Here is a 21,068-nt window from a genome sequence, read left to right as displayed (position 1 = left end):
AAATATTGGTGGATTAGTTCATTGATATTTAATAGGAACCACACGAGCGGTACGGGTCGCAAAAAATCGGTCTTCTTGTGATCCAGAGTACTGCGCTTATTCTATGAGCCCATGGGCAAACCAATAACTTGCTGAGTGGATGAGAGGAAGCTGATAAGGCTGTGTCACATCTTGTGTCAGATAACAGCTAAAGGTCATTAGTGATCTTCCCAGAAAACGCTTGGGGTATCGGATGCCAGCACAAGTGTTCCTAGGAGAGTATTTAGGGGCGCTAACAACCGCAGATGCTGAGCTTAATGTTTGAGCTCAGGTTTTAATTTAGGTTTTGGTTGGCCAGTATCCCATAGAGTTTACAAGGGCAGCCAACCAAGGCATACGCTTCTTTAAAGTTTGACAGTTACGTTCTTGTTGCGCAGGTAGTTGTCCAGAGCCAGCACTCCTTTTTCTCGACCAAAGCCGGAATGCTTGGTTCCACCCACTGGTGCGTAAATACCGCCAGCGAAGTACTGGTTAATGGTGACCTGGCCTGCATCGATCTCAGCGGCTAGGCGCAGCGCTCGGGGTACGTCACGGCTGTAGATGCAGGCGGCAAGGCCGTAGTCGGTGCCGTTGGCCATGGCCAGGGCTTCCTCGTCACTGTTGACCACCTGAACCGCTAACACAGGTCCGAATATCTCTTCCTGCACGAGTGGGTCGCCCTGCTCCAAGCGATCAATCACTGTGGGCTCGAAGAAGAGACCCTTGCCACTCTCGGGATCACGGGTCACCTTGCCACCGCAGCGGATAGCCAGGCCCCGCTTCTTGGCGTCATCCACATAAGCCGCGATCTTAGCCAAATGACCGGCTGAGTTGATGGCGCCGATGTCCCGGCCCTTGAGACCATGCCCCAGTGTTAGATCTTTCACCCGTGGCAGGAAAGCTTGCATGAAGGCCTCGTGCTGCGACTCGTGAATTACCAGTCGCGAGCCAGCGGTGCAAACCTGGCCAGCGTTGTAATAGATGGCCCAGATCATGTCCTCAGCCACCTGCTCAATATCGGCGTCTTCTAGCACCACTGCGGGGGATTTGCCGCCGAGCTCCAGCAATACGCTCGAGACGTTGTCCGCAGCGGACTTCATCACGTGCTTGCCGGTGGCGACCGAGCCGGTAAAGGTCACGTGCTGGACCAGACGATGAGCAGTGAGAGCATCGCCGATTTCCTGGCCGTAGCCAGTGACCACGTTGACCACGCCGTCGGGTAGACCCGCCTCGCTAAACAGGGACGCCAGGGTCCGGGTAGACAAAGACGTCAGCTCAGAGGGCTTGATTACCGCTGTGCAGCCCGCTGCGAGTGCCGGGGCAAGGCCACGAACGGCTGTCAGCAGCGGGAAGTTCCAGGGCGCGATGTGAGCGGTCACGCCCACCGGCTCGCGCCGATTGATCGAGACGAAGCCCTCGCCCAACGGAGTGGTGGTACCTTCGATCTTATCGGCGAGCCCCGCGTAATAGGCCAGCTGAGAGGCGGCCCCCTGAATATCGGCTTCGGCCTCGGCGTAGGGCTTGCCTGAATCCAGGCATTCAATCACTGACAGCAGCTCACCATGGTCGCGAACCGTGTCGGCCAAGCGAAACAGATGCTCGGCCCGCGCCGCCGGTGTCAGGCGCCGCCACTGGTCGAAAGCGCGTTGGCTGCCGACTACGGCGGTCTCGACGTCCTCCGGGGTGCCCCGGGCGATGCGGGCGATCACGCTCTCGCTACCCGGGTCTGTGACGTCGATGGTCTCGTCGGAAGTGGATGCCTGCCACTGACCGTCGATGAAGTGACGCGGTGTCAGGTGCGGCGTCGGATCAACCACGCCAGCTTGCTTGCAGAGAGTCTTAAGTTCAGTCATGAGAGTTCGCTCGCTCGGTAGTGGGTGGATTGCAGCCAGTCTTGGCGCACGCGGATGCCCCAGCCCGGCTCGTCTGGAATGGTGACCTTGCCATCCTTGGCCACCGGGAAGTTCTCATAGATGCCGTACTGCCAGGGATAGTAGTCGTCTTCCTCGATAGAAAACTCAAGATAGGGGCCAGCATTGTCGATGGCGCCCTGTAGGTGCAGAGTGAAGATGGTGACCAGGCTCAGGTTGGCGGTGTGCGGGGTAACGATGCGCCCGGCCTTGCGTGCCATTTCTACCACCTGCAGGGTGCGGGTGATGCCACCCATGTAACAGATGTCGGGCTGCAATACGTCGACCACGCGGTCATCTATCATCTTCTGCCACGCTGGCAGATAGTGGTCCTGCTCGCCGCCGGTCACGTCTAACGTTAGTGCTGCAGTGACCTTGCGGGTCCAGTCCATCTCCCAATAAGGGCAAGGCTCCTCGAAGTGCCGGATACCGTTGTCCTCTAACAGGTGACCAACTTCAATGGCACGCTCAGGGTTAAAGCAACTGTTGGCATCAGCCAGTAGGTCTACGTCGGGGCCCAGTGCGCGCCTAATGGTAGGGATGATGGTTTCGGTACGGCCTGGCCACTCGTCTTGGTTGCGCCCACATTCAGCGCCGACACGGAACTTGAAGGCGTCATAGCCGTGGCGATCACGAAGGCGCAGAAATCGTTCGGCTTCCTGTTCGGGAGTGATATTGCGCTTCATGCTGGAGGCGTAGACTCGGAGCGGGCGCGGGGTGCCGCCGAGCAGCTCGCACACACTCTTGTTTCTCGATTTGCCTAGCCAATCCCACAAAGCAGTTTCGACACCACACAAGGCGCGGTACAGGTAGGAGCCGAGAAACTTGTGCTGACGCTCCAGCACCAGTGCCACGCCATCGGCGATATCATCGATGTCGTTAATCTCGCGGTCTTTGAAATAGGGCACCACTTGGCGGTGCATGACCTCCACGCTGATATCGGCGTTATAGGTAGATACCTGTCCCAGGCCCTGACTGCCATCGGCCATGGTGACTCGGACGATGCCTACGTCCTCAGTATGGAAGGATTCAACCTTGCTGATCTTCATTCATGCATTCCAGGACTGGCGGATGATGTCGGCGGCTACTTCTGCCACCATCAGAGTGGGAGCTTGAGTATTGCCAGAAGTGATATTCGGAAAGATAGAGGCGTCTACGACTCGCAGGCCCTCGGCACCGTGTACCCTCAGCGAAGGGTCGACCACTGAAGTGTCGATACTGGTGCCCATCGCACAGCTGCCGCAAAGGTGGTAGATAGAACCACAGGAGGCAGTGAAGTCGTCGAGAATGGCCTCGTCGCTATGCATGTCCTCGTAGCCTCGATAATCGATCAGAACTTCCTTAAGTGGCCCCGAATTGGCCAGCTTACGTACCTGACGAAAAGCTTCGAGCAGCTCCGCCCTATCCCGGGAATCGGACAAGTAACGGTTGCGGATCGCCGGGGCATCATCAGGGTCCGCGCTTTTCAGAGTGATGGAACCACGGCTATGAGGGCGGCAGACGTTGTAAAACAGCGAGACTTCCGCGTGCTTGTGGAGCTTTAGCTTGCCGCCCGAAGCTTCCGGTAGTGCATAGGAGATAGGATTGAAGAACACCTGTGCCTTGGCGCTGCCAAGAACCCTTGGTTGGACATGCTTCTGAAGAGGAACGTCGTCTATGGGGACAAAGGCGCCAGCATGCTTGACCCCAAAGGCCAGCGGCCCCTGCCTCCTGGTCAAGTAGCTCCAGCCCGCAGCGAGCTTACCAGCCAAACTGTTAAGCGTGACGTTCATCGTTGGCTCACGGCTGTGATAGAAGAGGCTTCCACACAAGTGATCTTGGAGGTTCTGGCCAACGTTTGGATTATCGATCACGCTGTCGATACCCAACTTGGCCAGAGCGTTAGCGTCACCCACTCCGGAAAGCTGAAGTAGCTTGGGCGAGTCCACTGCTCCGGCGCACAAGATGACTTCCTGGCGAGCCTTGATGACGCGACGTTCACCGTTTTGCTGGATCTCGATGCCGACTGCGCGCTGCTCTTCAAACACCAACCGCCTTGCCTGGGTATTGGTTACCAGCGACACATTGGAGCGTTTTAGGGCCGGAGCCAGATACTCCCGGGCACTGGAGGACCGCAGTCCGCCGCGCACGTTCATATCGTAGAAGCCGTAGCCTTCTAGCCGTTCGCCGTTGAAGTCAGGATTGTAGGACAGGCCAGTGACGTCACAGGCGCCAAAGAAGGCGTGGCACAGGTCCGGTGCGCTATCACGGGTGGAACGGATACCAATACGACCGTCGCGGCCATGCTGATGAACATTCGAGCTGTGATGACATTCCAGGCGCCGAAAGTAGGGCAGTACCGCTTCGTAGGACCAGCGGGGAGCGCTGACCTTGGCCCAGTCATCGAAGTCCTGGGGCTCGCCGCGGACATAGATCATAGCGTTGATCGCTCCAGACCCACCAACGCCCTTGCCCCTAGGCTGATAGACCTGCTGGTGACCCAGTTCCGGCTCCGGCTCGGAACGATAGCAGTAGTTGTAGCGTGGGCTGTTAAAGTTGTATACGAACCCCGCCGGTACCGAAATTTTCGGGCTATTGCCGCGGGAGCCCGCCTCGATTACCAACACCCGCTTTTCCGGATCCTGTGACAGTCGCTCGGCCAGCACGCAGCCAGCGGAGCCTGCACCAATGATGATGATGTCGACCTCGGAATTCATGCGCTTGCTCCAGTCAGGTAAGGCAGCGATGCGACAAATCTAACACTTTAGATAACGGAATGTGAAGGCGGTTTTTTGATATAGCACTGGGTTCTTGGTCTGAAAATGACGGTAATTATTATTTCAATAATTAAAATATTTCAAAACAAGTGCTTGTTTTTATTGTGTTTTATATTCATATTCCGATACTTAGCCATCTTTATGAAAAGAGTTTCAGGGTATTTCGTGTTGAAACTCAGCCTTTAATCTAGCATGTTAGATAAAGAATTGGTTCTCCCGTACTTGCGGGGTTTTCGTTTCAACCTGACAGGCTATGACCATGCTTCATCAGAAAATAAGAAAGGAAATCGCCGGCCTTGACTTGGCGGTATTTATGCCAGCCCTTGTACTCACTTTGGTGCTGGCCGTCGTCTTCTCCTTCTGGCCTGAGGGAAGCGGCGAGCTGCTCGACAAGGCTCATGCCTTCACCACCAATGAACTCGGCTGGTTCTTCCTGTTGGCGACCGTCGGCGCGATGAGCTTCTGTCTTTACTTGGCCATGTCCCGCTACGGCAAGGTAGTACTCGGGGATCGCGACACGCGACCTGAGTTCTCTACGCTGACTTGGCTGGGGATGACCTTCACCTCCGGCACCGGGGGTAGCCTCTTGTATCTGAGTGCCGCGGAGTGGATCTGGATCATGCAGTCGCCGCCATTTGGCGCAGAGCCGGGCAGTGCCGAGGCGGCGCGTTGGGCCAGCGCCTTTGGCATGTTCCACTGGGGGCCGTCCGCCTGGGCCTGGTACATCGCCTGCGCGGTGCCAATCGGTTACGCCATGTACGTGCGCAAGCAACGGAATTTGAAACTCAGCGAACTGACCCGCCCAGTATTGGGCCGCTGGGCCGATGGCCTGATCGGACATGCCATCAACTTCCTCTACATGTTCGGCATCATCGGAGGCGTCATGACTTCGATTGCCTTGGGAACGCCGTTGATCTCCAGCACTTTTGCCTACGCCTTCGGCATGGAGGCAGGCAACCCGGTGCTCGATATATTCGTCATTTTCCTGTGGACCTTCATTCCGATGATGGCTCTGATACTGGGGCTGCAGAAAGGTGTTGCCCGCCTGTCGAACTTCAACGTGCGTCTGGATATCGCTCTACTGGCGGGGGTGCTGGTGTGCGGCCCGCTGTCATTCACCCTCAATCAGTCGGTAGATGGGCTCGGCCTGATGCTGCAGAACTTCGTTTACATGAGCTTAGCCACAGACGTGATCCGTGATACTGGCTTTCCTCAAGCCTGGACGATCTTCTACTTTTCTTGGTGGGTGGTCTACGCCCTGCCCTACGGGCTTTTCATTGCCAAGATTTCTCGGGGGCGCACCATTCGCGGGGTCGTCTTCGCCGGCCTGGTGGCAGGATCGCTGGGCTGTATGGTCTTTTACATGGTCTTCCCAGCCTTTGGCATCCATCTCCAGACCACCGGCCAACTCGATCTTATTGCTGTGATGAACGATGCCGGGCGTGGTGAGGTGGTTAGGGTCATGCTCGAGCAGCTACCAGCAGCGGGACTGTTCATCGTGGTGTTCGGCCTGGTAGCCCTGCTGTCCTATGTCAGCGGTCAATGTGCTGTGGGCTATTCACTCGCATCGGCTACCCAAAAGACTCTGCTCCCAGAACAGGAGGCCTCACGCTACAATGCTTCCTTTTGGTTGGTGCTGGTAGGGATGGTCTCGATGGCGTTGTACTTCCTCAATCCCGAGAGTTTGACGCCGCTGCAGACGATCTCGATCTTGACAGGCTTTCCATTGTGCTTCGTTATCGCGATCGTGGGACGCAGCTTCATGCTGATGCTGGACCAAGACCTGTTTAACGAGTCGGCGGTGCGTGACATCGGTGGCAGAAAGTATCTGACACCGGCAACCGTGGGAGTCAAATCTCCGGGTAACGGCCCCACCACCCAGACCGATCTCGGCTGAAGGAGTTGATCGATCATCGATCGAGCGGGCTCGGTGCCGAGCCCGTCGTCGTGATAGCGGGTTGCCAAAGAGAAAGACAAGATGACGAGGAGGAGAGATGAGTGACAGTGCCGAAACAATGTCCCAGCAGGCATACACCATTATCAAGGATAGGGTACTCAATGGGACGTATATCCTGGATCAAAAGATTTCCATCAAGGAGCTGACCGAGGGGTTGGGGATTGGCCGCAGTCCGGTAGGTGAGGCGCTGAAGCGGCTACAGCATGAAGGACTGTTAACCATCTCGCCAAAGAGTGGTAATCGCATCTGGAACCCGACCCTCGCCGAACTCGAACAGTTGATGGCCTTCCGCAAGATGATGGAAATCGGAGCGCTGAGAATGACTCAAGATGTTTTCAAGCTCTCCGGTGATTTGCTTAAGCTGTGCCATGAAATGGATGAAGCGATCGAAGTGGAAGACTGGGTCCGTTATGAGGCTTTCGACTATCAGTACCACATGACCCTGATACAGTCGTCTGGCAACCAGTACCTGATCGACTCCTACCGCCTCGTGGCCGACAAGATACGGCTAGCCCGCAACAACATGACCCGCACCTTCGGACAATCTAACGCCGGCCACTACGACATTGCCAATGCGCTGAGGCGAAACACTTTCTTAGCCGAACAAGAGCTCGATAAACATCTAACTGTGTCACGGGAACGCTTTGCGCGATCCCAGACCGTGGATTAGACGCTGGCACTCGGGACTGACGAACGCAAGACTGGAAGAGATGAACGGACTGTCTTAGGCGGCTCGGTCACGGGAACGTGGCTACCGGAACGAGGCCAACTTCATCGCCATGATCTACCTGATTGGCACCCCGGTGGGCCGCCTGCTCGATCAGGCCAAATCCACATGAAGTGACGAAGAACCAATTTTTTACTTTCCTTTCTTGAATTTTGCTTTGCAGTTCCCACTCATGCACATAGTACAATAGTGCTCCCTGTCCTCGTGTTTGGTACCCACAGCGATGGTAATGCCGCAGCCGTTGCAGAGCAGAGTGCCAACGCCTTCTTCGAATTTCACAACTGCATGTTTGTAGTCCATAAAGTGCTCCGCGAAGACCCCATCCTGCAAGAACGGGGAGTAATAGCTTGTCGGCGAAAGCCGACCCTTATCTGATACTTCTTTCGACGGTGCTATCGGACATCAGTTCAAATGCTGCTGACTCCCGACATGTACGCATTCGTACAAAGCTACGATGCTTACGTCGGGCCAGATCACCGGTAAGCGATCATTCCTGACAGCGAACCAACTGGAAGACCGTATTGCAGAAAGGTTGGCGGAATACGTACCGAAGTGCATCAGGATAGAGAAAGCGCGCCATACAGCAGAGTTCGCGCCTGCTTCAGTGGGTATTACATTTTATTTCACATAACGGCTACTTTTGTGAACCAGATCTCTGGTCATCAACCACCGAGGGACGATCTCGAAGAAAGTCGGCATCAGCCTTGGCAAGCTCAGGAAATGACGACCATGCCGGGCGAGCTGGACGCAACGTGATGGTGTACCCAACCCGCGAAATTTCAAGCGCCTGAATACCCTCATAAGCCATCTCACTAGGTAAGCAGATTGCCTGTTGCTTGCCATATATGAAAATAGACACTGTCGTCATGAAGGCCTCCTGTAGGTTCTTGATAGCTTAATGTCGAAGGCACGTCCTGGACGACGCTCAAAAGGTAGTTTTGAGCGTCTAACCGTAAGCTGGCTACCGCTTACTTATTAACATGTCAGTCATCCCGCTCACCCAGTACACAGTACCATCGCTCTTCTTCCTTTCGTTTACCAATCGCGGCTTTCATCGCGTCACCAGAAGAAGCATAGCGCGATATGCCGGTGCCATATGTAAATTGTGCGCTGCGTTTTTTCGCGAGCCGTCGGCTGTTAGCTCATACCATGCTGCAATCCATGCGGTTGATCCTGACGGGCGTTCATAGTGATAGACACCCGTTACTGGCCCGGCCGGTCGTTGGCGATGCCTTGCCACTGAACGTGCCTCAACGAGCAGTAACTCCCTCCAGCGCTTCTTTCCCCACACCTCAAGGCCGCGCTGATCCCTATACGCGATACAGCACTCGAACGTATCGTACTCATTGGGCAATCGAGCAATCGTTTTAGACTCAGGTCTGCCAGAGGGTCTCGGCACGCGGACAATGGGGCTGGCGTGACTACGTGGCCACGAAACATATTTGGCGCTCTCCCATAGTTGAGGTAATGACAACTTGGCTCTCAACGCTTGCCTTACTCGCTTTGCTTTAAGTTCTTGTGCGCCTCCCCAATCAGGCCTGACTGATGAAAAGGCCTTAAGACTCACGCCCTTTCGGCTTCATACGTTGCCAATCCATGACGTCTTTCATTTCAGGGGCATTGGCATCGCACTGGGCGAGTAGCTTTTCCAGCGTATACCGCGGCGTGTCACTTAGGGCTTCCCACTCGTTTTCGCCCACAGGGTTAAGTAGATCGCCTTTGGAGATGACACTGCCGCGGAGTTTATCTTGGAAGGCGCCATGCCTAGCGCCCTGATTGTCAAAATGGTTACCCACGATCTGGCATCAGCCTCGACTTTTTTCTAGGTCTACTGGTCATATACGCTTGGAAGACCCTATTGGTCATATATGATCGAAAGCCTCTATTAGGATATTGATGCATAGCCAAGCTTGCGACTAAACGATATTGGCCCAAGCGAGACGACTTCACTAAGATCAAGGCCATCCTTCCGTTTATGAGTCGCTTTTATGAAACCTGAAACCATCGCCCTCCACCATGGCTACGAGCCTGACTCCCAAAACGCTGTAGCGGTGCCGATTCATCAGACCACCTCGTTTTCGTTTGATAACGCTCAGCACGCCGCCGACCTGTTTGACTTAAAAGTGGAAGGCAATATTTATTCCCGGATTATGAACCCGACCTGTGCCGTACTGGAGCAGCGGGTAACCGCGCTGTAAGGTGGCTTGGCGGGCCTTGCGGTGGCGTCCGGGATGGCGGCAATCACCTATGCCATTCAAACCATCGCCGAAGCAGGCGACAACATTGTCTCCATTAGCGAGCTGTATGGCGGTACTTACAACCTGTTTGCGCATACGCTGCCCCGTCAGGGAATCCAGGTGCACTTTGCCGACAAAGATGACATAGCGGGCATCGAGGCGCTGATTGATGAGCGAACAAAAGCAGTGTTCTGCGAAAGCATTGGCAACCCCACCGGCGGTGTCGTCGACCTGCGCGCACTTGCCGATGTTTCCCACCGCCATGGAGTATCCTTGATGGTGGATAACACTACCGCCACGCCGTTTTTATGTCGGCCCATTGAGCACGGAGCGGATATTGTCATCCATTCGGCGACCAAGTATATCGGGGGGGGGGCATGGCACCACGGTGGGCGGTGTGATTGTGGACTCCGGCACGTTCCCCTGGGCTGAGCATGCCAACCGCTTCCCTCTGCTGAACGAACCGGATGTCTCTTATCACGGCGTTAGCTATACGCGCGATGTGGGCGATGCGGCGTTTATTGCCCGTGCCCGGGTGGTGCCGTTGCGGAAAACATGGGGGCGGCGCTTCTGCAGGCGCTCTCACTGCGTATTGAACGTATCTGCGCCAATGCACTGGCGGTGGCAAAGCATCTGGAAAGCCACCCACAAGTGGCGTGGGCACACTATGCAGGTCTGAATAACCATCCAGACCATGCATTAGCCCAGCACTATATGGGCAGTCATGCCTCGGGCATTCTCAGCTTTGGGATTCAGGGCGGTCAAGCGGCCGGCGAGCGCTTTTATGATGCGCTGTCGCTCATTCTGCGATTGGTCAATATCGGCGATGCCAAGAGCTGCTCGTCCATTCCTGCGTCCACCACCCACCGACAGCTAAACGAACAAGAGCTAAAAACGGCGGGTGTTACGCCTGATATGGTGCGCCTGTCTATTGGCATCGAGCATATCGAAGATCTTTTGGCGGACATCGATCAGGCGCTAGCGGTTTCTCAGGGATAGCGGCGCGAATCACACCGTCTGTCGATCGCCCCCATCACTCAAAGGCATTGCCAGGGCCAGGCGGGACATATTGCTCTGATGACAATACTTTGATGACAACAGAATGATCTGTCAGCAACTTCGTGATAAAGCTGCCGTTGTCTTGCCGCTTGCTACGCCAACGGCTTCTCTGGACGCAATTTTTAATCTTGCATTACTACAACACCAGGGATTGAGGGCAAACCCGCAATTTGCTGAGAGAATGGGCGTGAGATGATAAACCGGTGCCATACTTGACGTCAGATAACCGATATTAGCTCAAATGTTGGCGAACTTGGCACACAGATGGCACAGATTTGACACACGCAAAACAAAAGGGCCTACGCGTTAACGTAAGCCCTTGATATCTTGGCGCGCCCGGCAGGATTCGAACCTGCGACCCTCGGCTTCGGAGGCCGTAAACTGCTAGTATCATTTTTATTCTTTGCTAATATCATAAATATAGAAATCGTTTAAAATCATATGCATGCTCATATACTAGCAATCTAAAACCAAAACCTTAGCAACAATTAAAAACGATAAAAACCCTTTTGACACGACTCATTGGGCACAGCGCGTGACTTTTTGTGGTCTGAAATTCGTACCGACTTGACCCTTGGCCAACTCCTGAAATGCGCTATGAGGAAAAAGCAACGCCTAGACGGAGCAACTGGCGAAACCAATCTACTATTATTTTGAACTCTCACTCGCCATGGAGCCATTCTCCTGGTTCGTTTTCCAAAACCGCCAATCTCGCCTCCAGCATTTCACGCACTAATTTCAATATTTGAAAACGCTCATGCATGGACAGGTCTATCTGCTCGCCGTCACCAAACACACTCAATTTCGCAGGCTGGCGAAGCTGATTCGTGAGGGCATCGCGTGTACGCTCTATCGCGACATCCAGTTCCATTCCGCCTAAGCTCGTAAGGATATTCTCGTGGCGCAACATTGGCTTTCTCCTAATGCTTACTGTTATTTACTAGATTATGGCAGTTTGGGCCACTGGTTGAAGCAAACGTCACCCTGAGTTGCCATTGCTGTTGCCCCGGCCAAATACTGTTGTCAGCAACGACTGTTTGCTGACTTGGCATTAGTCTTGGCTTGAGTACTTAAAAAACTGCGTTTTCTTTTTGGGTGTTTGATGTTGGCAGGTTTGCGATGAGGATGCTCAGATGACACAAGAAGAAGACTCGCAACGGCCGATTGACCGTGGTGATAGCAACAGTCCTCAGAATCGCTTGAAGGAGGATGTTCGTGAGGTCGATGATTCTTATGAGCCAGTAGGTAGTAGGGAGGATTGGGAGGCCGATATGCAGAGGTCCAACAACGCCGTGTTGGAAGGACAGGTGCCTATCCATATCACCTCGACGGGAACTCGCTACGTGAGAGTGCTTGATGTCCCGCTAGCGCTACAGGATGAATTTGCGGATTATTTGACCGTTGCGGCGGTTCCCGTTGTGGAAAACGAAGAAAGCTTGGTGGCTTTCGAGACTGATTGGCTCGATTGGCATCAGCACCGTCGATCAGATCGTCAGGCGACACATTATAGCGCGGCGACCAGTGCCGAAGTCATGCGCACCTTCCCGTCGATCGCAAGACAATGGGGTTTCTCCGACATAGAGATGGCATCACTGCTTGGACTCAGTGTTAGGACATATAGTGAATGGTCGGCCACATCCTCACATGCCACATTGCAGCCTGAGCAACTGAAATGCGCGTCCAACACTTTGGGGATTTACCGGTCTTTAACGATACTCTTCCCTCGGAGGGAGCAGCAGCAACGGTGGCTTCATTCGCCCATTGATCACGCCCCGTTTCATAGCGACTCTCCGATGACGGTCATGCATCGCGATGGTTTAGCCGGATTGCGCTCGCCCCGGCACTATCTGGATGCCAAACGCCAGGAAGGTTTTGCATAAAAAGCCTCAGCGATGCATTAACTGCCGGAAGCCCTCAGATTGTAGCCGTCTACCAGGCTTGTATTACCCCACTTTAATATCTTGATGTATAATTTTACGCATACTTGGGTAAATAGGCGTAGTCCATGGCACTCGGAACGTTTGTCTTCCATCGACCCACGCTGGCGGCATCGATTGTCGCTGGCCTTGCTGGCGAGAGCTTGCTGGACTACAGCAGTGGGCTGTTTCTTGCCTCACCACGCCGTACAGGCAAAAGTACTTTCCTGCGCCAAGACCTGATACCTGCCTGCGAGCAACGAGGCTGGGAAGTGGTCTACGTTGACCTCTGGACGATCCCGCATAGTGATCCCGGTTTACTGATCGAACGCGCCATCATGGCGAAGCTGCAGTCTTATGCGCCACGCATCAAGCAGCCGTTGAAGAACGCAGGTAGTGATACCGCCCGTCTCTACCGCACATTGATCTGGGATCGATCACAGCCGACGCTTCCCGACGGGGTTACGCTGGTTGAGGCCCTGCAGGCGCTGTATGAAGTATCCGGGTATCCGGTGATCCTTTTTATCGACGAAGCGCAGCACGCACTGAATAGCGAGAGGGGCATGAACACCCTGTTCGCGCTAAAAGCTGCCCGGGATGCGCTTACTCTGGGCGTTAAGCAACCCGGACTTCGCTTGGTCTTCACTGGTAGCAGCCGGGACAAGCTTGCGAAGCTCGTGATGAGTCGAGATCAACCCTTCTTTGGCAATACCGTCACTCCCTTCCCGCTACTGGGCAGCGACTTTATCGAGGCGTTCACCCAGCATGTAAACGCGAAACTGGCGCCAGACAATACCTTTCAGGTAGCTGATGTTGCGCAGACCTTCGAGCGCATGGGGCATCGACCTGAGCGACTTTGGGAGGTCGTTAAGCGAGTCGCACTGGAGCATGGGCAGGCGCCTGAATTGGGCAAGCTATTACAGCAAGGATCTAACGCGGTTCAGGCGGACGCCTTATCCATTTTCCAGTCTGAGTATGACCAACTGACCGAATTGCAGCAGGCGATTCTGCTCGTCTTATCTCAAGCAGCCGCCGAGAATCGTCCCTTTACACCCTTCACGCAAGCAACGCTGCAAGAGATCCAAGCCCGCGCTGGGCGTAAAACACAGCCAGCCCCCTCCTCCATTCAGCGGGGCCTGGACTCATTGCGTGAAAAGGGGTTGGTGTGGCGCTCAGGCCGCGGGGTGTACGCCCTGGAAGATAGCGGTATGGGAGCATGGCTACTGTCTGACGATAGCGGAACAGGTGAAGATGATTCTATGCAGTATGCTCATGTGGGTAACACTCTGGATCGCTTGGATCGCGATTTGTTGACGCAGCCACACATCGTGCGCCCCATCACAGCCGGTACATTGTCGGAGGCACTACGTCTGACAGACAATATAGAGGTCGACCTCGATCAGCCGTTGAAAGGAGAAGACACCTGATTTTTATGATGGCTCGTCCATCAGGCGATCTGGCTGATAGCTGGATAGAAACTGTTCCTGGGCTCGGCGGCGCTGAAGTGGCTTGGCGCTTGAGCCGGCAGCCATAGAGGCGGTGAAATTCTCGGCGGAGCATTATCTTCCATCTGCGGAATGCCAACGTGAGCGATAGCAGTTATCACACAGATATGAGCCGCTATTCCCAAACAGTGAGGTAGGTCATGAATAAATTTATGCTGGCATCCATGCTGATGAGTTTAGCGGTCGTATCACTTTGCATGATTTGGAGCCAACACCGTGAAAACCATGGCAAGCAGTCACTCGCTAATCTGGCCTTATCTTGGCTCTTGAATCGCCTACCGTGATGACTCGCAACACGCCTTTTAGCGTAGCCATTGCCAGCAAATCCGAGCAGTGAAAATTCTCAGCCGCTTAGCCAACACTAGTGATTGCAGAACTTCCCTACCTACCACGAGCTTCTATATGCAACACTTATAAAAAATCACGCATCAAGACATTACTTAGAGCGTAATTCCTTAGCAGATATAGATGCTAGCTCGTCCGAATGAGCCAAGTGTGGCGTGAGGCCTTTCAATAAGTTTGCCTCAGAAAAAGGAAAATTGAGCTTTCGGCATCTTTTTCGGTCATTTTTCATCCTATTCTTCTCCTTAACTTTCAAAAATCTTGGTCATGTTTTTTTCAGAATGCGCTTCCATTTAAGCCCTCACACCATATAGATGAAGTCACGCTTATCTAGATGCCGCAGAAATGTCAGAGAGCCGACCAGCGATACGCTATATATAAATCGCCGGATAACTGCGCAGCCGCAAGCTCGGCCAACATTATGAGCCTGATCCAGAGCACCAAGCTCAATGGCCATGAACCTTACGCCTACCTCCGAGACGCTCTGGAGCGACTACCGACCCACAAGGCTAGCCAACTCCACGAATCCCTACCACGAAACTGGCAAAAATCCACCTGATAACGCACCAGCGGTGATCGGTGGCCACTTACTTATAAAGAATATACTCACACATTGAAACACCGTTTAGATACACGCTGGATTTAACTGGGCCTACACAATAGTATTCTTTTTTGCTTTTGGATTATGAATATATTTGCGCGTTTGTATACACAACGAAGCAAATATCACTTGGCGACAATCTACCCCATCTGAGCAAAAGCCAATCAGGAATAAAAGATGACCCAGATCAACGAGCTTCGCTTATCAACTGGGGTCATCGGTCTCGATCAGATACTTCATGGCGGCTTGATACCAAAGCGCGCTTATCTTATTCAGGGTGGCCCAGGATCTGGCAAGACGACGCTAGGCATGCATTTCCTGGCTATCGACAATGCGTCGGATAGCTTGTTGGTGACGCTAGGAGAGGATGAGGCACAGCTACGCGACAACGCGTGCCGAAGCGGTCTCTCTCTTGATGGTGTAGACGTTTTAGACGTATCACCGGGCCAGGCAAGTGACGTGAGCAGCGATACCTATAATTTGCTTGAAAGCTGGGACGTCGAAGGTAATACCACCCACGATAGAATTCTCGACCATGTTCGCGAGCATCGACCCACGCGAGTCTTGATCGATTCACTCAGCCAAATGCGTTATCTGTCCGCCGACACCTTCCAGTTTCGCAAGCAAGTCTTGTCATTGTTACGCACATTGACCAGCGAAGGGGCAACCGTCCTTTTCACCTCAGAGGAAAGCACCGACGAAGACGACACCGCATTGCCCTTTTTAAGCGATGGCGTCATAAGCCTTGAATCAACCGACTATGGCCGTTTGTGCAGAATCACAAAATTCCGCGGCTCAGGCTTCGAGGACGGAGCGCATTTCTACCAGCTAGACCAGCAAGGCATGACACTTTACCCGCGCTTAATGCCTGATAAATTTTCCCGCTCCCACACGCACACTCAGATCAGTTCTGGCCTCCCTGAGTTTGATGCGCTTACCCACGGCGGGATTGAGCGCGGCACAGTCACCTTGCTGTCTGGTCCTACTGGTGTAGGCAAAACCACGCTGGGTGCGCAATTGATTATCCAGGCAGCCGCCAACGGCGAGCGCGCGGTGATTTACAATTTCGATGAAAATGCATCGACATTTTTTACGCGCTGCCGACAGATCGGGTTGGCCGCCGACGATATGGTTGACAAAGGCAATCTGAGTTTTGAAGCCATTGAGCCCTTGCTTTATCACCCCGACCAGTTTGCGTCGAGAGTCCGTGAGGAAGTCGAGACGGCCAACACGACCATGGTGATGATCGACAGCTTGTCGGGGTACCAGCAATCGATGTGCGGCGAGAACCTCCAGGCGCGTGTCCACACGCTATGCCGCTATCTCACCAACATGGGCGTCACTGTGGTGCTGGTGAACGAAACCTTCACGATTACCGGCACGCAGGCGCGCGTGACGGAATATGGCTTAAGCTATGTGGCTGATAACATTATCATGCTGCGTTACATCGAGCTCAACGGTGAGCTTCGCAAGACGATTGGTGTGCTCAAGAAGCGGGCCGGTAGCTTTGAGAAAGCACTTCGCGAGTTCGACATTACCAAGGATGGACTCAAGGTGGGCCAGGCGCTGCATGGCATGCGTGGCCTACTGAATGGCGTACCTGAAATGGTGCGCCCCAGCCACTTTAGTGACCATCCGTGACGCATTACGAGCATACACTTCAAGACCAATCCGTAATCAGCATCGCGCTTGCGAATCGGGCAAATGCCGACCTCCTTAAGCGAATGCTTGGGCCCAATGTCTACACGCAGGAGGCGTTTGCCGACGGCACTATCGAGGACACTCCAGAAGTCGACCTGATCGTTACGGATACGATTTCACTGCAGCGCCATTACGATAAGATCCTCCAACTGCGCCATCGAGCGGCCCCCGTTATGCTACCGGTGCTGCTTGTCTCCGACAGTCGCACTCAGATTCCGCCGCGAATCAATGCAGAGCTCGGGATCAGCGTCGACGACATCCTGCGTATTCCGACCACCCAGGCCGAACTGACGGCGAGGCTTCATAATCTACTGCGTCTGCGCGCGCTATCGCGGGAACAGGAGCGCAATCGCCAGCAGCTTGTGGGCGTTGTCAGTGCGCTGCGCACATTGAACGCCTGTGACAGTGTTATCGTTCGCGCCAAAAGCGAAGACGACATGCTCAGCGCGCTATGTCGCACTATCGTCGATGAAGTGAATTACGACCTTGCGTGGATAGGCTTCGCCATTGATCAGGACGATAAGCCCATCCAAGTGCATGCCAGCGCGGGGCCGGCCACCGCTTTTCTTGACCAGCTCAAGCTTGGCTGGGGTCAGGATATCAAGGGGTCAGGCACCGTCGGCCAATCAATGCGTTCGGGCAAGACACTCGTAGTGAACGATATCGCCCATGAGCCCTCCCTGTATCATATTAAAGAGCGTGCACGCCTTCACGGATTGTCATCAGCCGTTACCCTGCCTTTGATCTTTGAGAGTGCCCCCCCTGGTTGCTTGGCTATCTACTCGAAAGATCCAGGGCGATTCGGTGACGAAGAGTGCCAGCTGCTAGAACGCCTTGCCGATAACCTGGTGTTCGGTCTAAGTGCATTACGCGCTCTGCAGGAAAGCCAACATCAATCTGCCAGGATTCAATACCTAGCCTACACCGATGCATTAACCGGGCTTCCCAATCGACGCCACCTCGTCCAGTACCTGGATGAAATGCTGGACGCGGCTGAGCATCCTGAAACCTCGGGTGCCGTTTTATTCATTGACCTTGATCGCTTCAAGCTGATCAATGACGCCTTGGGCCATGAAGTCGGCGATCGTGTCCTTGTTCAAGTTGGGCAACACTTACAAAGCGCCGTACGCGACGCCGACCAGGTGATTCGCCAGGGGGGCGATGAATTTCTGGTATTGATGAACCATGATCCCCGTAAGGGTGGCGTATCAACGCGAGAACAGATCATCACCAATGCGTGTGCGCTGGCTAATCGCATTCTTGCCCGATTGGCAGAGCCTTTAACGGAAGGTGGTTTTACTCACCACATCGGCGCCAGTATCGGCATCAGCCTATACCCAGACCATGGCAGTCACGCTACCCTGCTGATCGAAAATGCTGACAAGGCCATGTTCGAGGCAAAGCGCCAAGGCGGTGATCGCTATGTGTTGTTTTCGGAAGACCTCTCAGACAGCCGGCAGCAACGGTTTGCGATGGAATCACGCCTGCGAGAAGCATGGGACAACAAAGCGTTCGAACTTCATTACCAACCAATCTTTGCGCTCGACAGCTGCCGGATTGTCGCCGTTGAGGCACTGATTCGCTGGCCTCAAGACAATGGTGAGATCTTAATGCCCGGGGCGTTCATGCCCATCGTCGAAGAGACCGGCATGATCAAGCCGCTGGGTGACTGGGTACTGGAAACCGCCGCTCGACAGCTTAAAGACTGGCATGATAAGGGTTACCAGCTGGAGATGGCGGTCAACGTGAGCCTTCACCAGCTGCATGCAAGTGGTATTGCAGAGCAATTTGCTGCTCTGGTCAGCCCGCATGTTCATCCGCGCTGGATGCACTTGGAAGTCACCGAAAACACCTTGATGACAGACCCTGAAGCCATCGAAACGCTGCTTGCGGGCCTTAACGGACAAGGTTTCCAGCTCGCTATCGATGACTTCGGCACCGGGTACTCTTCGTTGAGCCGATTGCAACACCTATCGATTGATACGTTAAAAATCGACCGCAGCTTCATTAGCGAGCTAGGCCAGCCAAACAGCAAGGGGGCGGCACTGGTATCCATCATTCAAGAGATGGCGTCCAGCCTAAACTTGCACACCATCGCAGAAGGTATCGAAACCGACGAACAGCGCCAGATGTCGCTGGAAATAACCGAAAATAACGGCTGGGGGCAGGGCTTCTGGTTTAGCCCGGCGCTCCCCGCCCGCGAACTTGAAGAACGGCTTAGAAGGTCGGGACAGAAAGCAAGTAAACACTAAACGATTACATCATCGCCGTTGCCTTTAAATGTGGCTTTTCATTGGCTAAGGAATTTAGGGTATAAGATTTGGGTAGTTTTTATTTTACCATTTCCTAATGTCTCAAGCATTAATTTAACTCATCTACATTAATGCTTTTTATTAAAAATCAATTAAAATGTGAATTCTTATCATATTAGTTAGGTTAGGTAAAAAGCATTAATGCTTTTGCTTCGCCAATGTCATAACACATGTTAACGTTATGTCATTGCCTACGTTAAAGCCGAGCGTTATATGACATCTATTAGCCATTTCCTTAATGTCAACGAGCTCGGTCAGGGCACTGCACCGATGCTGCTGGTTCATGGCTTTGGCTGTGACCAGACGGTATGGCGCCGCCTTATTCCATTTCTTGAGAAAGATTTCCGGTTGATTCTTGTCGACCTTGCTGGCTTTGGTTATTCCGCACCCGAAGCTTATGACGTCAACCGTCACGACAAGCCGTCCGGGCATGCCGAGGATATCGTGGCATTGTGCGACGAACTCGACCTAGAGGGCGCCGTCATGCTGGGCCACTCTATTGGAGGCACTATCGGAATGCTTGCCTCTATTCAGCGACCTAACGCATTTAAACGTCTAGCGATGATTTGTAGCTCGGCACGTTATCTAGATGACCCACCTGATTACTATGGTGGCTACACGCGTGAACAGCTTGATGGTCTGATGCAGCTCATGGAGCACAACTATCACGATTGGGCGGGTACTGTCTCCAGGGTCGCCTTGGGTGATGCGGGCACCGAAGCCCGTCAGTTAAACCTGCAGCAGCGTTTCCTTGAGATTTCTCCTGATGTGTTGGGCCCGCTTGCCAAGAGCATTTTCTTGGGGGATACCCGGCATCATCTCCCTGATGTTTCCGTGCCAAGCCTAATCATCCAGACGGCTCGGGACGCCATGGTGCCGGTTGAGGCAGCACAGTATCTTCAGCAGCACCTTGTAGATAGTGAGCTAGTGGCGCTGGATGCTGCCGGCCACTATCCGCAACTAACTGCTCCAGACATCTTGGCAAATGAGCTACAGCCACGTCTTGAAATTAAGGAAGGCTGAAGCTATGGAGCCAAGAGCAGCAGATATTGCACGTTGGTGGCAGCTTGCGCCGGTTGGTCAGGTGGTCATCGATGATCAGGGTTATATCCTTCAGGTTAATCATACCCTTAGTGACTGGCTGAGCCAGCCGGCGAGTCAGTTAATCAATCAACTAGCCAGCAGCCTGTTTACCGTTGAATCGCGGATGCTTTATCAGGGCGTTATGGCGTTTCGGTTGACGGATGTGGGAGCTGTCGATGAAGTTCACCTTTGCCTGCATCTGGATAATGAGCGAATACTTCCCGTGCTTTGCAGCGCGCGCCGGTTGAGTACGAAAGAGACGCCCTTAACGCTGATTTCCATGCTGCCCATTAGCCGTAAAGACCAGTTGGAGCGTGACCTTCTGGATGCGCGTAAAGAAGCGCAGCAGGCACTCAGCGAGAAAAGCGAGGTTATCGCTGAGCTTGAGTCCATGCGTACGATATTGGAATCCCGCAACTCAGAGCTTCACCGACTCACCATGAAGCTAGGCCATGAAGCTAGAAGCGATCCGTTGACCGGCTTGCCCAACCGACGCCACTTTGATCTCGCCTTGCAGGAACGTCTCGCGGGTGCTGACGCCTATCGACACTCGAATGACTTCAGCGTTGCCATTCTGGACATTGACCATTTCAAACCGATTAATGATCAACATGGCCACGCGGCTGGAGACCAGGTGCTTCAGGCACTTGCCCAACTGCTTTCATCGCAACTGCGCGGAAATGATTTTGTCGCGCGTATCGGGGGCGAGGAATTTGCCTTACTACTGCCAGATACCTCCATTGATGAGGCGGTGGGGGCGCTTGAGCGGTTGCGCTGCGCCATTGAAGTCCATCACTGGGAACCCGTTCCTATTATCGCTTCCTTTGGGGTGACGAGCTACCTGCCAGGTGACACATGCGAGAGCCTGATGGCGCGAGCCGATTCGGCGCTTTATGTAACTAAACGTCAGGGACGTAACCACGTCACCCAGTCGTGAAGAGGGC

Annotated in this window: 14 protein-coding genes and 4 pseudogenes; 12 read left to right on the top strand and 6 right to left on the bottom strand. The window is 53.8% G+C overall.

Annotation, left to right across the window (positions count from 1 at the left end; translation table 11 throughout):
* Positions 1–196: 196 nt before the first annotated feature.
* A pseudogene (locus BLR97_RS20130) lies at positions 197–304 on the top strand (IS30 family transposase); the annotation flags it as partial.
* 79 nt (positions 305–383) lie between these two features.
* Here BLR97_RS20130 and BLR97_RS01865 read toward each other — a convergent pair.
* The 3 genes from BLR97_RS01865 to BLR97_RS01855 are packed head-to-tail and all read right to left on the bottom strand — an operon-like array spanning position 384 to position 4,624.
* A complete protein-coding gene (locus BLR97_RS01865; protein WP_089701888.1) occupies positions 384–1,871 on the bottom strand; it encodes an aldehyde dehydrogenase family protein in 1,488 nt (495 codons plus the stop codon).
* Positions 1,868–2,977, bottom strand: a complete 1,110-nt coding sequence (locus BLR97_RS01860; protein WP_089701886.1) for a mandelate racemase/muconate lactonizing enzyme family protein — start codon at positions 2,975–2,977, stop codon at positions 1,868–1,870. Before BLR97_RS01860 ends, BLR97_RS01865 begins: the two co-directional genes overlap by 4 nt.
* Positions 2,978–4,624, bottom strand: a complete 1,647-nt coding sequence (locus tag BLR97_RS01855) for a GMC family oxidoreductase (protein ID WP_089701885.1) — start codon at positions 4,622–4,624, stop codon at positions 2,978–2,980.
* A 319-nt stretch (positions 4,625–4,943) separates the two neighbouring features.
* Between BLR97_RS01855 and BLR97_RS01850 the strand changes: the two genes are divergently transcribed.
* The 3 genes and pseudogenes from BLR97_RS01850 to BLR97_RS19870 form a co-directional block, all read left to right on the top strand.
* A complete protein-coding gene (locus BLR97_RS01850; RefSeq protein ID WP_089701883.1) occupies positions 4,944–6,581 on the top strand; it encodes a BCCT family transporter in 1,638 nt (545 codons plus the stop codon).
* A gap of 97 nt (positions 6,582–6,678) precedes the next feature.
* Positions 6,679–7,311: a GntR family transcriptional regulator gene (locus BLR97_RS01845; RefSeq protein ID WP_089701881.1), complete on the top strand. Its 633-nt coding sequence runs from the start codon at positions 6,679–6,681 to the stop codon at positions 7,309–7,311.
* Positions 7,298–7,480 (top strand): annotated as a pseudogene (locus BLR97_RS19870) (ISL3 family transposase); the annotation flags it as partial. The gene BLR97_RS01845 and the pseudogene BLR97_RS19870, both read left to right, overlap by 14 nt.
* Before the next feature lie 522 nt (positions 7,481–8,002).
* Here the strand turns inward: BLR97_RS19870 and vapB are convergent.
* Both vapB and BLR97_RS01825 read right to left on the bottom strand, forming a co-directional pair.
* Positions 8,003–8,236, bottom strand: coding sequence for a type II toxin-antitoxin system VapB family antitoxin (gene vapB, locus BLR97_RS01835; protein ID WP_089701879.1), 234 nt, complete (start codon positions 8,234–8,236; stop codon positions 8,003–8,005).
* 688 nt (positions 8,237–8,924) lie between these two features.
* Positions 8,925–9,164, bottom strand: coding sequence for an AbrB/MazE/SpoVT family DNA-binding domain-containing protein (locus tag BLR97_RS01825; RefSeq protein ID WP_089701878.1), 240 nt, complete (start codon positions 9,162–9,164; stop codon positions 8,925–8,927).
* A gap of 192 nt (positions 9,165–9,356) precedes the next feature.
* On the opposite strand from BLR97_RS01825, the pseudogene BLR97_RS01820 reads away from it, so the two are divergent.
* Positions 9,357–10,604 (top strand): annotated as a pseudogene (locus BLR97_RS01820) (O-acetylhomoserine aminocarboxypropyltransferase/cysteine synthase family protein).
* Positions 10,605–11,325: 721 nt separating this feature from the next.
* On the opposite strand, the gene BLR97_RS01815 reads toward BLR97_RS01820, so the two are convergent.
* Positions 11,326–11,574 (bottom strand): hypothetical protein, encoded by a 249-nt coding sequence (locus BLR97_RS01815; protein ID WP_089701875.1) that lies wholly within the window; start codon positions 11,572–11,574, stop codon positions 11,326–11,328.
* 223 nt (positions 11,575–11,797) lie between these two features.
* Between BLR97_RS01815 and BLR97_RS01810 the strand changes: the two genes are divergently transcribed.
* The 7 genes and pseudogenes from BLR97_RS01810 (at position 11,798) to BLR97_RS01780 (ending at position 21,061) form a co-directional block, all read left to right on the top strand.
* On the top strand, positions 11,798–12,544 hold the full coding sequence (locus BLR97_RS01810) for an antitoxin Xre-like helix-turn-helix domain-containing protein (RefSeq protein WP_089701874.1): 747 nt from the start codon (positions 11,798–11,800) through the stop codon (positions 12,542–12,544).
* 125 nt (positions 12,545–12,669) lie between these two features.
* Positions 12,670–14,007 carry an AbrB/MazE/SpoVT family DNA-binding domain-containing protein gene (locus tag BLR97_RS01805; RefSeq protein WP_211605021.1) on the top strand — a complete coding sequence of 446 codons (1,338 nt, stop codon included), beginning with the start codon at positions 12,670–12,672 and terminating at the stop codon, positions 14,005–14,007.
* 829 nt (positions 14,008–14,836) lie between these two features.
* Positions 14,837–14,986, top strand: a pseudogene (locus BLR97_RS01800) (transposase domain-containing protein); the annotation flags it as partial.
* A gap of 219 nt (positions 14,987–15,205) precedes the next feature.
* The gene (locus tag BLR97_RS01795; RefSeq protein WP_089701872.1) at positions 15,206–16,669 is read left to right on the top strand and encodes an ATPase domain-containing protein; all 1,464 of its coding nucleotides are present in this window, start codon (positions 15,206–15,208) and stop codon (positions 16,667–16,669) included.
* Positions 16,666–18,981 (top strand): putative bifunctional diguanylate cyclase/phosphodiesterase, encoded by a 2,316-nt coding sequence (locus tag BLR97_RS01790; protein WP_089701870.1) that lies wholly within the window; start codon positions 16,666–16,668, stop codon positions 18,979–18,981. The genes BLR97_RS01795 and BLR97_RS01790 overlap by 4 nt, the downstream gene beginning before the upstream one ends.
* Before the next feature lie 273 nt (positions 18,982–19,254).
* The gene (locus BLR97_RS01785) at positions 19,255–20,064 is read left to right on the top strand and encodes an alpha/beta fold hydrolase (RefSeq protein ID WP_089701867.1); all 810 of its coding nucleotides are present in this window, start codon (positions 19,255–19,257) and stop codon (positions 20,062–20,064) included.
* Between the two features lie 4 nt (positions 20,065–20,068).
* On the top strand, positions 20,069–21,061 hold the full coding sequence (locus tag BLR97_RS01780) for a GGDEF domain-containing protein (protein WP_170832959.1): 993 nt from the start codon (positions 20,069–20,071) through the stop codon (positions 21,059–21,061).
* Positions 21,062–21,068 lie beyond the last annotated feature (7 nt).

This window comes from Vreelandella arcis (genome assembly GCF_900103865.1).
In the GTDB taxonomy this organism is placed as follows: Bacteria; Pseudomonadota; Gammaproteobacteria; order Pseudomonadales; family Halomonadaceae; genus Vreelandella; species Vreelandella arcis.
Note: the sequence above shows the minus strand (reverse complement) of the source record. Positions and strands in the feature narration are given on the sequence as shown.

What these genes read in the sequence shown, in the direction of transcription:
- BLR97_RS01865 (WP_089701888.1), bottom strand. Translation starts at nt 1,871, where the DNA reads ATGACTGAACTTAAGACTCTCTGCAAGCAAGCTGGCGTGGTTGATCCG.
- BLR97_RS01860 (WP_089701886.1), bottom strand. Translation starts at nt 2,977, where the DNA reads ATGAAGATCAGCAAGGTTGAATCCTTCCATACTGAGGACGTAGGCATC.
- BLR97_RS01855 (WP_089701885.1), bottom strand. Translation starts at nt 4,624, where the DNA reads ATGAATTCCGAGGTCGACATCATCATCATTGGTGCAGGCTCCGCTGGC.
- BLR97_RS01850 (WP_089701883.1), top strand. Translation starts at nt 4,944, where the DNA reads ATGCTTCATCAGAAAATAAGAAAGGAAATCGCCGGCCTTGACTTGGCG.
- BLR97_RS01845 (WP_089701881.1), top strand. Translation starts at nt 6,679, where the DNA reads ATGAGTGACAGTGCCGAAACAATGTCCCAGCAGGCATACACCATTATC.
- vapB (WP_089701879.1), bottom strand. Translation starts at nt 8,236, where the DNA reads ATGACGACAGTGTCTATTTTCATATATGGCAAGCAACAGGCAATCTGC.
- BLR97_RS01815 (WP_089701875.1), bottom strand. Translation starts at nt 11,574, where the DNA reads ATGTTGCGCCACGAGAATATCCTTACGAGCTTAGGCGGAATGGAACTG.
- BLR97_RS01810 (WP_089701874.1), top strand. Translation starts at nt 11,798, where the DNA reads ATGACACAAGAAGAAGACTCGCAACGGCCGATTGACCGTGGTGATAGC.
- BLR97_RS01805 (WP_211605021.1), top strand. Translation starts at nt 12,670, where the DNA reads ATGGCACTCGGAACGTTTGTCTTCCATCGACCCACGCTGGCGGCATCG.
- BLR97_RS01795 (WP_089701872.1), top strand. Translation starts at nt 15,206, where the DNA reads ATGACCCAGATCAACGAGCTTCGCTTATCAACTGGGGTCATCGGTCTC.
- BLR97_RS01785 (WP_089701867.1), top strand. Translation starts at nt 19,255, where the DNA reads ATGACATCTATTAGCCATTTCCTTAATGTCAACGAGCTCGGTCAGGGC.
- BLR97_RS01780 (WP_170832959.1), top strand. Translation starts at nt 20,069, where the DNA reads ATGGAGCCAAGAGCAGCAGATATTGCACGTTGGTGGCAGCTTGCGCCG.